Origin of the sequence: Rhizobium zaerense (assembly GCF_051810725.1) — a bacterium.
Lineage (GTDB): Bacteria > Pseudomonadota > Alphaproteobacteria > Rhizobiales > Rhizobiaceae > Rhizobium > Rhizobium leguminosarum_I.
The window spans coordinates 2,817,107-2,829,966 of record NZ_CM132690.1 but is presented as its reverse complement, the minus strand read 5'-3'; the positions used below and the strand labels follow the sequence as shown (position 1 = coordinate 2,829,966).

At 61.9% G+C, this 12,860-nt stretch carries 14 protein-coding genes; 12 read left to right on the top strand and 2 right to left on the bottom strand.

The window, feature by feature from the left end; all coding sequences use genetic code 11:
- Positions 1-169: 169 nt before the first annotated feature.
- The 7 genes from ACS4RR_RS13645 to ACS4RR_RS13615 all read left to right on the top strand — a co-directional run bounded on the left by ACS4RR_RS13645 (position 170) and on the right by ACS4RR_RS13615 (position 6,155).
- Positions 170-724 (top strand): RBBP9/YdeN family alpha/beta hydrolase, encoded by a 555-nt coding sequence (locus ACS4RR_RS13645; RefSeq protein ID WP_170261483.1) that lies wholly within the window; start codon positions 170-172, stop codon positions 722-724.
- A gap of 96 nt (positions 725-820) precedes the next feature.
- Positions 821-3,118 (top strand): putative bifunctional diguanylate cyclase/phosphodiesterase, encoded by a 2,298-nt coding sequence (locus ACS4RR_RS13640; RefSeq protein WP_222385131.1) that lies wholly within the window; start codon positions 821-823, stop codon positions 3,116-3,118.
- Positions 3,119-3,389: 271 nt separating this feature from the next.
- Positions 3,390-4,154, top strand: coding sequence for a phosphoribosylaminoimidazolesuccinocarboxamide synthase (gene purC / locus ACS4RR_RS13635; RefSeq protein WP_003540062.1), 765 nt, complete (start codon positions 3,390-3,392; stop codon positions 4,152-4,154).
- Between the two features lie 15 nt (positions 4,155-4,169).
- Complete coding sequence (gene purS / locus ACS4RR_RS13630) at positions 4,170-4,412, top strand: phosphoribosylformylglycinamidine synthase subunit PurS (protein WP_012757626.1); 243 nt, start codon at positions 4,170-4,172, stop codon at positions 4,410-4,412.
- A 44-nt stretch (positions 4,413-4,456) separates the two neighbouring features.
- The gene (locus ACS4RR_RS13625) at positions 4,457-5,011 is read left to right on the top strand and encodes an RNA 2'-phosphotransferase (protein WP_017964480.1); all 555 of its coding nucleotides are present in this window, start codon (positions 4,457-4,459) and stop codon (positions 5,009-5,011) included.
- Positions 5,008-5,679 carry a phosphoribosylformylglycinamidine synthase subunit PurQ gene (purQ, locus tag ACS4RR_RS13620; protein WP_260110929.1) on the top strand — a complete coding sequence of 224 codons (672 nt, stop codon included), beginning with the start codon at positions 5,008-5,010 and terminating at the stop codon, positions 5,677-5,679. Before ACS4RR_RS13625 ends, purQ begins: the two co-directional genes overlap by 4 nt.
- An 86-nt stretch (positions 5,680-5,765) precedes the next feature.
- Entirely contained in the window at positions 5,766-6,155 is a 390-nt protein-coding gene (locus ACS4RR_RS13615) for a hypothetical protein (RefSeq protein ID WP_222385134.1), read from the top strand.
- Positions 6,156-6,183: 28 nt separating this feature from the next.
- On the opposite strand, the gene ACS4RR_RS13610 is transcribed toward ACS4RR_RS13615, so the two are convergent.
- Entirely contained in the window at positions 6,184-6,441 is a 258-nt protein-coding gene (locus ACS4RR_RS13610; RefSeq protein WP_222385136.1) for a DUF1127 domain-containing protein, read from the bottom strand.
- An 81-nt stretch (positions 6,442-6,522) separates the two neighbouring features.
- On the opposite strand from ACS4RR_RS13610, the gene ACS4RR_RS13605 reads away from it, so the two are divergent.
- From ACS4RR_RS13605 to ACS4RR_RS13590, 4 genes are all read left to right on the top strand, one after another.
- The gene (locus ACS4RR_RS13605) at positions 6,523-7,941 is read left to right on the top strand and encodes an aminotransferase-like domain-containing protein (RefSeq protein WP_222385137.1); all 1,419 of its coding nucleotides are present in this window, start codon (positions 6,523-6,525) and stop codon (positions 7,939-7,941) included.
- Positions 7,942-8,053: 112 nt separating this feature from the next.
- On the top strand, positions 8,054-8,617 hold the full coding sequence (locus ACS4RR_RS13600; RefSeq protein ID WP_222385138.1) for an acyloxyacyl hydrolase: 564 nt from the start codon (positions 8,054-8,056) through the stop codon (positions 8,615-8,617).
- A 117-nt stretch (positions 8,618-8,734) separates the two neighbouring features.
- Positions 8,735-10,969: a phosphoribosylformylglycinamidine synthase subunit PurL gene (gene purL, locus ACS4RR_RS13595; RefSeq protein WP_260298760.1), complete on the top strand. Its 2,235-nt coding sequence runs from the start codon at positions 8,735-8,737 to the stop codon at positions 10,967-10,969.
- A 19-nt stretch (positions 10,970-10,988) separates the two neighbouring features.
- Positions 10,989-11,222, top strand: a complete 234-nt coding sequence (locus ACS4RR_RS13590) for a BolA/IbaG family iron-sulfur metabolism protein (RefSeq protein WP_003540079.1) — start codon at positions 10,989-10,991, stop codon at positions 11,220-11,222.
- 35 nt (positions 11,223-11,257) lie between these two features.
- Here ACS4RR_RS13590 and ACS4RR_RS13585 read toward each other — a convergent pair whose 3' ends face one another.
- A complete protein-coding gene (locus ACS4RR_RS13585; protein WP_456188904.1) occupies positions 11,258-12,439 on the bottom strand; it encodes a hypothetical protein in 1,182 nt (393 codons plus the stop codon).
- A gap of 166 nt (positions 12,440-12,605) precedes the next feature.
- Between ACS4RR_RS13585 and ACS4RR_RS13580 the strand changes: the two genes are divergently transcribed.
- Entirely contained in the window at positions 12,606-12,836 is a 231-nt protein-coding gene (locus ACS4RR_RS13580; protein WP_260110934.1) for a hypothetical protein, read from the top strand.
- The last annotated feature ends 24 nt before the right edge of the window (positions 12,837-12,860 follow it).

The window sequence follows — 12,860 nt, the reverse complement described above, 5'->3', positions numbered from 1 at the left end:
TCCTCCTCAGCCGAGACCTGATCGGCGGCGGACAGCATCGGCGGGCAAGCCGACACGAAATCCGCAACCGGCACTGGAGGAATATAGCAACTTTCACGGCCCGTGTCGCTCCCTCCCTTGACATTCCCCTCTTGACATCTTGGACCAGCTTTCTCACATCGGCGGCATCATGAAAGCCTCAGACGCAGATATCCTCATCATCCCCGGTTACACCAATTCCGGCCCGGGCCACTGGCAGAGCCGCTGGGAGGCAAAGCTCAGCACGGCGCGGCGCGTCGAACAGGCCGAATGGACGAAGCCGGTGCGCGAGGACTGGATCGCCCGCATCGCCGAGGAGGTGAACGCCTCGACCCGTCCGGTCGTTCTCGTCGCCCACTCGCTGGGCGTACCCTCGGTGATCCACGCCATCCCGCATTTCCGCAAGCCCGTGGCCGGCGCCTTTCTCGTCGCCCCGCCCGATGTCGCCAATCCCGACATCCGCCCGAAACACCTGATGACATTCGGCCCCTATCCGCGCGACCCGCTGCCCTTCCCGTCGATCACCGTCGCCAGCCGCAACGATCCGTTCGGCAGCTACGATCATGCCGACGATGTCGCCAGCAGCTGGGGCTCCTTCCTCGTCGATGCCGGCGAGGCCGGTCATATCAATGCCGATTCCGGTCACGGCCCATGGCCCGAAGGCACCATGGTCTTTGCCCAGTTCCTCGGCCGGCTCCCTGCCTAATCGAGGAAAAGGCGCCATCCCGCTTGTTGAGCAAGTGCTTTCTAAGTCTTTCTTAATGGAATGACAGCAGACTGCACCGAGGTGAAGTAAGCGAGAATGCCCGTGAAGAAAGCCCATCCAGAGGCCGGTGATCCGCACGGCTATGCCGCAGCGGCCGAGACAGGCATCGGCAATGGAGCAGCCGACGATTCCGATCCGGCCGAGCGCGAAAGCCGCTGGAACCATGCGCTCGTTGGCTCCGGCCTTGGCGTATGGGATCACAATTACCGTCTCGACACGAAATATTACTCGCCGACATGGAAAACCATTCGCGGCATGGCGCCCGACGAGGAAGCCGACGGCGATTACGACGCCTGGCTGCAGCTCGTCCATCCCGACGATCGCGATTTCGTCGTCCACGCTATTGACCGACAGAACGCCGGCGATCCCGATTACCAGATCTTCGAATATCGCGAGCGTCACAAGGACGGTCACTGGGTCTGGATCGAGTGTCGCGGCGCCTGCGTCGAATGGGACGAGAACGGCGTGCCGACGCGCATCATCGGCACGGATACGGATATCACCGCCCGCAAGCAGGCCGAGGAGACGCTGTCGCGTTTGTCGCGCCGGCTCGATCTGGCGCTGGAGGTTTCCCGCATCGGCGTCTTCGAGGCCGATATCGAGCATGATAGCGTCGAATGGGACGATCGCCTTATCGCCATTTACGGGCTGCAGGGCGCCTCGCGCCAGATCGCCAGCGACGCCTGGGCGAAAAGCCTGCATCCCGACGATCGCGAGCGCGTGCTTGGCTTATCCGATCGCAGCGTCGAAAGCGGCCGCGATTTCCAGCAGGAATACCGCATCATCCGCGGCGACGGCGTCGAACGTGTCATCCGCGCCCGCTCGGCCTTCTTCATCGATGGCAACGGCCACCGCAAGCTGATTGGCGCCAACTGGGACGTCACCGAGGAAGTCGCGCTCCGCAACGAGCTGCAGCGCGCCAAGGATCTGGCCGAGGCGCGCAACCGCGAGCTCGAAGCCGCCAAGGAGAGCATCGAGCACTTGGCGCTGCACGATTACCTCACCGGCCTTCCGAACCGCCGCTATCTCGACAAGATGCTGGGCGAGCGTTCGGCCGAATGCCAGGCCAAGGGCGCGGCACTGGCGATCCTGCATATCGATCTCGACCGCTTCAAGCAGATCAACGACACGCTCGGCCATCGGGCCGGCGACGCCATGCTGCAGCATGCCGCCAGCGTGCTGAGGAATTCCGTCCGCGCCGCCGATTTTGTCGCTCGCATTGGCGGTGATGAATTCGTCATCCTCTGCGCCGTCGATCCCGCGTCGAAGAAGATCGGCGGCCTTGCCGAACGTCTTATCCGCGAATTGCGCAAACCGGTCAGATATGAGGGGCACGACTGCCGTTTCGGCGCCAGCGTCGGCATCGCCATCGACAGCGGACCGAAGCTCGACGCCAAGCAGATACTGCTCGACGCCGATATCGCCCTCTATCGCGCCAAGGGCCTCGGCCGCAATCGCTTCGAATTCTTCTCGGCCTCGGCCCGCCGCGATATCATTTCCGCCAAGCATCTCGCCGACGAGATCCTGGTCGGCCTCGAATGCAACGAATTCGTGCCCTTCTACCAGCTGCAGTTCGATGCCCGCACGCTGGATGTCACCGGTGTCGAAACGCTTGCCCGCTGGCAGCACCCGGTGCACGGGCTGCTGACGCCCGACCGCTTCCTCGATATCGCCGAGGATCTCGACGTCGTCTCGACTATCGACGCCCTCATCTTGGAGCGCGCCATTGCCGACCGGAAGGCGTGGCTGAAGGACGGGCTACCGATTCCGAAGATATCGGTCAACGTCTCCGCCAGGCGGCTCGCCGATCCCGATCTGGGCAAGAAGCTTCGCGCCTTGAAGATCAAGCCCGGCACATTCTCCTTCGAACTGCTGGAATCGATCTCGCTCGACGATTGCGACGAGGCGGTGGCCGCCAACCTGAAAAAGCTGCGCAAGCTCGGCATCGACATCCAGATCGACGATTTCGGTACTGGCCATGCCTCGATCGTCAGCCTGCTGCGATTGAGCCCGAAGACGCTGAAGATCGACCGCGAGCTGATCCGCATGCTGCCGCAATCGGCCGAGCAGCGCAAACTCGTCGGCTCGATCATCGATATCGGCCGCTCGCTTGATATCCTCGTCATCGCCGAGGGTGTCGAAACAGCGGATCATATCCGGATTCTCGAAGAACTCGACTGTGACACGCTGCAGGGCTACGCGCTCGCCCGACCGATGCCGGCCATGCAGATCCCCTCCTTCATCCGCGCCGGAAGCTGGCGCCACGGGCAAACCGCCGCTCGCGCGCTGCAGACGCAGCTTCGCCGCGCGCTGCCAGGCAGAGCCGCCAAATAAAAACCTGCATAAGCGGCCCGCCATTTCGCCTTCATTCCACCGTAGAGGAAAAGGCGCTAAACTCCTCTCGCGAATTCATTCGATTCTCTTGGCAGTATTCCGTAAAATCGGAAACCGGGCCGCGAAATCTGGAAACCGGGGCCACGAAATCTGGAAACCAGGGAAGGAGCGACAGGCGGATTGTGAAACCCTCTCTTTTCCTTTAAGGGGACGCCACGAGATCGATCCACTCGCGCTATCCCAAGAGCGCCAACAATAGAGAATGACCACGATGAACCGTCGCCGCCGTATCTACGAGGGCAAGGCAAAGATTCTGTATGAAGGCCCGGAACCGGGCACTTTGATCCAGTTCTTCAAGGACGATGCCACCGCCTTCAACAAGAAGAAGCACGAAGTCATCGATGGCAAGGGCGTCCTCAACAACCGCATCTGCGAATATATCTTCAGCCATCTGAACAAGATCGGCATCCCTACTCATTTTATCCGCCGGCTCAACATGCGCGAGCAGTTGATCAAGGAAGTAGAGATGATCCCGCTGGAGATCGTCGTGCGCAATGTCGCGGCCGGTTCTCTCGCCAAGCGCCTTGGCATCGACGAAGGCGTCGTGCTGCCGCGCTCGATCATCGAATTCTATTACAAGTCCGACGCGCTCGACGATCCGATGGTCTCCGAAGAGCACATCACCGCCTTCGGCTGGGCAAACCCCGCTGAACTCGATGACATCATGGCGCTTGCCATCCGCGTGAACGACTTCATGACCGGCCTCTTCCTCGGCGTCGGCATCCAGCTCGTCGATTTCAAGATCGAATGCGGCCGCCTCTTCGAAGGCGATATGATGCGCATCATCCTCGCCGACGAAATCTCGCCGGACAGCTGCCGGCTCTGGGATATCGAAACCCACGAGAAGATGGATAAGGATCGCTTCCGCCGCGACCTCGGCGGGCTGCTCGAAGCCTATTCCGAAGTTGCGCGCCGTCTCGGCATCATCAATGAAAACGAGCCTGTGCGCGGCACCGGCCCGGTTCTCGTCAAGTAAGGCAGGAAAGACAAAGTGATCAAGGCTCGTGTCACCGTCACGCTGAAAAACGGCGTTCTCGATCCGCAGGGCAAGGCTATCGAGGGTGCGCTTGGCGCCCTCGGCTTCTCGGGCGTCGGCCATGTAAGACAGGGCAAGGTCTTCGACCTGGAGCTGGAAGGAGCCGACAAGGGCAAGGCCGAGGCCGACCTCAAGGCCATGTGCGAAAAATTGCTCGCCAACACGGTGATCGAGAACTACGCAATCGCGATCGACTGACGATCACAGACCCGTCGTCCGGTGGACTTTGAGGATTTGGCGTCATGATGAAAGCAAAGCTGGAGACGGAAGTCTCCAAGTATATGAGCTATGTTTTACGTCATGCGCCTGATGCCGCGGGTTTGACGCTTGATAGCGAGGGTTGGGTGTCGTTCGATGAGCTCGAAAAGGTGTTGGCGTCGAAATACAATGTTTCCCGCGCCGATATTATCGAGATTGTCGACAACAATCCGAAGAAGCGTTTCACGATCGCCGATGGCAGAATTCGCGCAAACCAAGGTCATAGCGTCGACGTCGATCTCGCATTGAACCAGGTTGAACCGCCCGCCGCTCTTTTTCACGGCACGTCTCTGACGAATTGGCAGTCGATCGAGCGCGAAGGCTTGAAGAAGATGCAGCGGCACCACGTTCATCTGTCGGCGGATGTCGAAACGGCAAAAATGGTCGCAGCCCGCCGTAAGGGTGAACATCTCATCCTGCGTGTGGACGCGGCCCGCATGTTTTCAGAGGGTCATTCTTTCTTTGTCTCCGACAATGGAGTATGGCTCGCCGAAAGCATTCCAGTTCAGTATCTTTCGTTAGACGCAGGGACCCCATGAAATCAGCCGTCGTTCAACTTCCGGGCCTCAACCGTGACCGCGACATGATCGCCGCCCTGACCAAGATCTCCGGCAAGCAGCCGGTGACGATCTGGCAGACGGAAACAGAGATCCCCGACGTCGATCTGATCGTCATCCCCGGCGGCTTCTCTTATGGCGATTACCTGCGTTGCGGCGCGATCGCCGCCCGCATGCCGGTCATGCAGGCGATCATCGACAAGGCTACAAAGGGCGTGAAGGTGCTCGGCGTTTGCAACGGCTTCCAGATCCTCGTCGAGGCCGGCCTGCTGCCCGGCGCGCTGATGCGCAATTCCTCGCTGAAATTCGTCTGCCGTGAGATCAAGCTCGAAGTCGTCAACGCCGAGACGGACTTCACCCGCGCCTACGCGCAGGGCCAGGTCATCCGCTGCCCGGTTGCCCATCACGACGGCAATTATTTCGCCGAGGAAGCGACGCTGGCCGCGATCGAAGGCAATGGCCAGGTGGTGTTCCGTTATGCCGAGGGCACCAATCCGAACGGCTCGATCAACGACATCGCCGCTGTCATGAATGAAAAGGGCAATGTGCTCGGCATGATGCCGCATCCCGAGAACCTGATCGAAGCTGCCCATGGCGGCTCGGACGGCCGTGGCCTCTTCGCCTCGGCGCTCGACGTCATCGCCGCCTGAGCCAGTGCCTTGCCCAAAAACGCACAGCGGTCGTGGGCAACGGCATGCACCCAAAAATCCTTCCGTCCGGATCTGGAGCACGATTGATGCGCCCTCGCCTCGCAAACGCCGCCCTGTTTACCGCTGTCGCAACCATGGTCGCAGCCTGCCAGACGCCGGCGCCGACAGGCCCGAACCGCGCCGCGCTGCCGACCATGGAACGCGTGGCGCTCGGCGCCAATGCCTGCTGGTTCAAATCGGGCGATCCGGCCTTTGCAGCCTATAAGCTCGCGCCGGAGCTCAATTCCTTCTCCGGCCGGCCGCGCATCCTGCTTGTCCACAAGGGCAGCCCGGAGAGCCGGCCGCTGCTCGTCGTGCAGGCCGAGGGAAGCCCGTCGCGCCTGCAGGCCTTCGGTCCGATGATGTCGGAACCGGTCGCCGGCCGCATCACCACCGACCTTAACCGCTGGTCAGGTGGCAACAAGGCCTGCAACTGACCGACCCGGTCAGTTCCGAAAGCACGTTTCAGTCCCAAAAGAACGACTTGCCGACTTCGCGCGCTGCATCTGACTGCGACACCCCGATATCCTTGAGTTCGGTCGCCGTCAGCCCTCTCAGCGCACGCCGGCCTTCCCGCTTCTGATGCCAGAGAAGAACTGCGGACCAGATCCGGTCCAGGCGCGTCGTCGCCTCGGCAGGCGCGTCGGGGAAGACGACCTGCCTCCTGTCCTCATAAGAGACAATCGGTACAATTGGCATATTGATCTCAGGCAAGGCAGACATTCCATGAATCCTCTCGGTTCGTCCGTTGGATTGTCTCTTACTCTTGACGGGTACAATGTGCCAATATATACAATTGTCACCATGACAAATTGGCTTCCCGACATTTCCCGCGGTTCCGGTCCGGTCTATCTCCGGCTTGCCGACAGCATCGAATCCGCCATATCAAGCGGCGCCTTGCCCGCCGGCAGCAAATTGCCGCCGCAGCGCAACCTCGCCTATGATATCGGCGTGACGATCGGCACGATCGGCCGTGCCTATGCGCTGGTACATGAGCGCGGCCTGGTTGCCGGCGAAGTGGGGCGCGGCACCTATGTGCTGAACCGCTCTGAGACGCCGCCCGGAGAGCAAATCGATCCGCTGACCGTCTCGCTCGGCGGCACCCGCATCCAGGATGCGCCGGCCAACAAGATCCGCTTCGACACGACAGCCGCGCCGGATCTCGGCCAGGGCAAGGTCATAGCGGGCATCCTTGCCGAGATCGGCGTGCAGCATCTATCCGAAATCTCTTCCTATTCCCGGAGTTTCCCGCGCAACTGGTTTGAGGCCGGCCGCCTGTGGCTTGCCCGCAGCGGCTGGACGCCGGACGCTGAAAACATCGTGCCGACTCTCGGCGCTCATGCGGCGGCGATATCAGTCGTCGCCGCCGTCTCGGCGCCGGGCGACAAGATCGTCTTCGAGGATCTCACCTATACCCAGGTCAGCCGTAGCGCCCGCCTTCTCGGCCGCCGCACGCTGACGGTCGATTCCGATGAGCTCGGCGTGATCCCCGAGGATTTCGAGCGGCTCTGCCAGCAGCAGCATCCGAAGATCGCCTTCCTGATGCCGACCGTCCACAATCCGACGCTGGCGATCATGCCCTATGACCGGCGCGCTGCAATCGCTATAATCGCCAGGAAGCACGGCGTCTGGCTGATCGAGGACGACCTCTACGGCGGCATGGCCGACGACGACACGCCGCTGCTCGCCTCGATTGCGCCTGATCGCACCTTCCTCGTCAACGGCCTGTCGAAAGCGGTCGCCGCTGGCGTGCGCGGCGGCTGGGTCGCCTGCCCGCCGCATTTTGCCCAGCGCATCAAAGTGACGCACAGGATGATCACCGGCGGCCTGCCCTTCATCCTGGCGGAGACCTGCGCGCGCCTTGTCGAAAGCGGAATGGCGCACGAGATCCGCAAGGCAAGTGTCGAGGAACTCTCCCGGCGGGTCCGGCTCGCCCGCGAACAGTTGCAGGGCTTCGATTTCGAATCGCACCCGCACGCGCCCTTCCTCTGGCTGAAACTGCCGGAGCCCTGGATGTCGGGCACCTTCAAGAATGCCGCCTTCCGCGATGGCGTGCTCGTCGACGACGAGGACGAGTTCAAGGCGGCGCGGGGAGAGAGGCCCTATCATCGCGTTCGCGTCGGTTTCTCCTCGCCGAAGACAGGGCAGGAACTGATCTCGGGACTGATGATCCTGCGCCGGCTGCTGGAAAATGGCGGCTCCGCCTATGATGGCGAAATATGATGTGTTGCAAATACACGTCAAAATCATCTCGCCAGGGTCCTGCCGCTTTACCCCTCGAACCGTCATGCTACCTCTTGTCATCCCCTCAGGTGAGGGAATCAAAGGACAGCATATGACGATCGACTTCGGAAAAGTCGCTCTGCTATTGTTGGGTATAGCGTCAGTGGCAGCGGTAGCCGGCTCGGCAAGTGCAGGCGAGCAGATATTTGATGAATTACGCTTCGGCGCTTCGGCCTCGGTGCAATCGGGCCACTCCAGGGAAGACGGCGTCTTTCCCGAAATTACCGCTCTCTTCGATCCTTTCGGCTACGACACGGCGGTCGGCTGGCAGCAAAAATTGTTGCATCCCCGCGTCCATCTCGGCACCTCGATCGGTACGTCGGGCGAAGCCACTCAGTTCTTCACCGGTTTCACCTGGACGGTCGATTTCAACGAGAAGCTCTTTGCCGAAGCCGGCTTCGGCGGCGTCATCCATACCGGCGATCTCGAGGGCGATGATGACGGCCCGGAACTCGGCTGTCGCGTCCTCTTCCACGAATACCTAGGCGCCGGCTATCGTTTCAACGCCCACTGGAATGTCATGGCCCAGTTCGCCCATTCCTCGCACGCCGATCTCTGCGACGGGCCGAACGACGGCATGACGCGCGCCGGCTTGCAGGTCGGCTACAAGTTCTGAGTGGTTGCTCTTTTGGATAGGTCTGCCCGCCCTCTGTTGACGGCGGGCATTTTCCTGTCGCGCGTCGCCGCTACATAAGCTAAAGACAGCGCAAAACGCGCCAGGGACTTTCCGCTCATGACCATTCCAAACACCATCCCGATCACGCCGGAACTCATCGCAAGCCATGGCCTGAAGCCGGACGAGTACCAGCGCATTCTGGATCTGATCGGCCGCGAACCGACATTTACCGAGCTCGGCATCTTCTCGGCCATGTGGAACGAGCACTGCTCCTACAAATCCTCGAAGAAATGGTTGCGCACGCTGCCGACCAAGGGGCCGCGCGTCATCCACGGCCCAGGCGAAAATGCCGGCGTGGTCGACATCGATGACGGCGATTGCGTCGTCTTCAAGATGGAGAGCCACAACCACCCCTCCTATATCGAGCCCTATCAGGGGGCTGCGACCGGCGTCGGTGGCATCCTGCGCGACGTTTTCACCATGGGCGCGCGCCCGATCGCCGCGATGAACGCGCTGCGCTTCGGCGAACCGGATCATCCGAAGACCCGCCACCTCGTCTCCGGCGTCGTCTCCGGCGTCGGCGGCTACGGAAATTCCTTCGGCGTGCCGACGGTCGGCGGCGAGGTCGAATTCGACGCCCGCTACAACGGCAACATCCTCGTCAACGCCTTTGCCGCCGGTATTGCGAAGTCCAACGCCATCTTCCTGTCCGAAGCCAAGGGCGTCGGTCTTCCGGTCGTCTATCTCGGCGCCAAGACCGGCCGTGACGGCGTCGGCGGTGCGACGATGGCGTCGGCCGAATTCGACGAATCGATCGACGAGAAGCGCCCGACCGTTCAGGTCGGCGACCCCTTCACCGAGAAGTGCCTGCTGGAAGCCTGCCTCGAGCTGATGCAGACCGGCGCCGTCATCGCCATCCAGGACATGGGTGCGGCCGGCCTCACCTGCTCGGCCGTCGAGATGGGCGCCAAGGGCGATCTCGGCATCCTGCTCGAACTCGACAAGGTGCCGGTGCGCGAAGAGAGGATGACGGCCTACGAGATGATGCTGTCGGAAAGCCAGGAGCGCATGCTCATGGTGCTGCAGCCGGAGAAGGAAGAGGAAGCCAAGGCGATCTTCGTCAAGTGGGGCCTCGATTTTGCCATCGTCGGCTGGACGACCGACGATCTGCGCTTCCGCGTCATGCACCAGGGCGAGGAAGTCGCCAACCTGCCGATCAAGGATCTGGGCGACCAGGCGCCGGAATATGATCGCCCCTGGCGCGAATCCGGCAAGCATGCCCCCCTGCCCGCCAATCTTGTCGCCGCACCCGAGGATTATGGCCAGGCGTTGCTGCAACTCGTCGGCTCCGCCAACCAGTCGAGCCGCCGTTGGGTCTATGAGCAATACGACACGCTGATCCAGGGCAATTCGCTGCAGCTTCCGGGCGGCGATGCCGGGGTCGTGCGCGTCGACGGCCATCCCTCCAAGGCGCTCGCTTTCTCCTCCGACGTCACCCCGCGTTATGTCGAGGCAGACCCCTTCGAAGGCGGCAAGCAGGCGGTCGCCGAATGCTGGCGCAACATCACCGCGACAGGCGCCGAACCGCTCGCCGCTACCGACAATCTGAACTTCGGCAATCCCGAAAAGCCCGAGATCATGGGCCAGCTCGTCGAGGCCGTGAAGGGCATCGGCGAGGCCTGCCGCGCGCTGGATTTCCCGATCGTGTCAGGCAACGTCTCGCTTTACAACGAGACCAACGGCGTCGCCATTCTGCCGACCCCGACGATCGCAGGCGTCGGCCTGCTGCCGGACTGGCGCAAGATGGCTCGTATCGGCACTGCCAACGACGGCGACAAGGTGATCATGATCGGCGTCGACGGCAGCCATCTCGGCCAGTCCGTCTATGTGAGAGACGTGCTTTCCAGCCGCGAAGGTCCGGCACCGGAGGTGGATCTGTTTGCCGAGCGCCGCAATGGCGATTTCGTTCGCTCCGTCATCCGCAACGGCCAGGCGACCGCTTGCCACGACATCTCCTCGGGTGGCCTTGCCGTGGCGCTCGCCGAAATGGCGATGGCCTCGGGCAAAGGCCTGACGATCGATCTGAGCGAAGGCAGAGGTGCACCACATGCGCTGCTCTTCGGTGAGGATCAGGCGCGCTACATCCTCACCTTGCCTGCCGATGTTGCCGATTTCGTCTGCGTCAATGCAGAAGGTGGCGGCGTTCCTTTCCGCCGCCTCGGCACGGTCGGAGGAACGGCGCTCGTCGTCGGCGATCTCATCTCGCTGCCGATTCAGCAATTGCGCGATGCCCATGAATCATGGTTCCCTGACTTCATGGAAGGCCGCGGCGAACTTGCCGCTGCGGAATGATGCGCAAGGAGTAACGATCATGGCCATGAAACCCGGCGATATCGAAGACATGATCAAGGCTGGGATTCCCGGTGCCAAAGTGACGATCCGCGATCTGGCGGGCGACGGCGATCACTACGCCGCCGAAGTCGTCGCCGAAGCCTTTCGCGGCAAGAGCCGCGTGCAACAGCACCAGATGGTCTACGAGGCGCTGAAGGGCAATATGGGCGGCGTGTTGCATGCGCTGGCGCTGCAGACCTCGGCGCCGGAATAGAGCCCGACGCAATCCGGACGGACGATGCCCGGCCCTCAGCCGGCCATTCTCTTTTCGTCGGGATCGGCAAAGACCGAGGCCGGCATCGGCCCGGATGTCAAAAGTGTGAAGTCGAAGGGCGCCTGCAAATCCGGCCCAAGCACATATTGCCGGTGGACGCGCAGCTGGTCCGTGCGGATCTTGCGGTAGTGCTCGCGCGTCAGCATCTGCTTGACGCGGATCAGGATCATCTTCGCCTGAGGCGCATCCGCATGGCCGGAGACGGCGACGACCGGCACCTTGTAGAAATTGATCGAATCCGTCAGGCACTGCACATCGAGCCAGGAAATCTCGGGACAGCGGGCGATCAGCCCGACACGGGCGCGAAGCAGCTTTGCCGATGACATGAGCGCACATTGCAGGATGGCGCTGCCGAGGGTGGCAAACACCACGCGCTTGCCTTTGAATATCTCCGGCTCTCTTTCCAGCAATATGCCGACGACATGGGCGGCGACGCTCGATCCCATGCTGTGCGAGGAAATCACATATTCGTCCACCTCTTCGTCAAGCGCCTTGCGCACGCCAGCGGCCCGGTCTTCCAGCCAGCTGTTGAAATCGGCCCGGTCCATACGGCCGAGCGCCACGGCCATTTTCCAATCGGCAAAGAGATGCAGCGTATGGAAACGCTCGGAAAACGGCAGGAAGGCGAAGATGAAGAAACAAAGCGCCAGCGGCCCGCTCCAGAGCATGTGCCACGGCGAAAAGCTAAGAGCATAGGGCAGGATGGCGATCTGCGCCGTCAGCGCGATCGCCAGCGCGGTCAGCAGGAACGGGAAAAGGAAGAACAGGCCGAAGCGCCAGGCATGGCGGAAATAGCCCCGCATCCCGCCTTCGAGCATGATCTCGGCGCAGCTTCGGAAGCCCGCTATGATCTGGCTCAGCGTGTTGCCGGCACGCAGTCTGCGCACCAGTGCATCGTGATCGACCATATGGATCCGGCTCTTCGTCTGCCAGCCGGGGGATCCGGCCCCTGCCTCCGGCGCTGTAGCCTTCTCACCCGTCGTGACCACGAAACTGACCGGATCGCTCCTCCCGTCCGCTGCCCCTGTCTCCACCGAATAGCCCCAAACGGCTGCACTCTGCCTCGCCGAACGCTCGTAGCGCGCCCTGTGAGCAACGCCGTCAAGCGGCTCGAAGCCCGGGAAATGCAGGACGACCCGCTTCTCGATCAGTTTCATTCCGCTCTTCCGGCCGGGCAAATGGCCGGCATGTTGCTGCGATCCGGCTGCTGTGCCGCTGATATCGGCAAAAAAGGCAGCTATGATCTCGAAGCCGTCTTGCTAACCGAACTCTTCCGGAATTCAATAGCATCCATGTCGATTCCACCACGAACGGAGGGGTTTTGTGGCCGACCTAGTCAAAGAATTGATATCGGGCGTCGTCGACAGCGTGCTGAAGGAGATCCTGAAGAAAACCACCGGCCGCGCCACGACGAAGCGCAGGAGGCGTAAGACACGCCCCGCCGCGACGACCACAGCTGCGCGCAAGACGATCTCGGCCAAACCCAAGCCTCCCCGCAAACAAGTCAGCAAGCGCCGCACCGCCGCCGGCCGCAGCCGTCAACGCCGTAGTTGAGGTGCAATGAAAATGTGAGCAGTT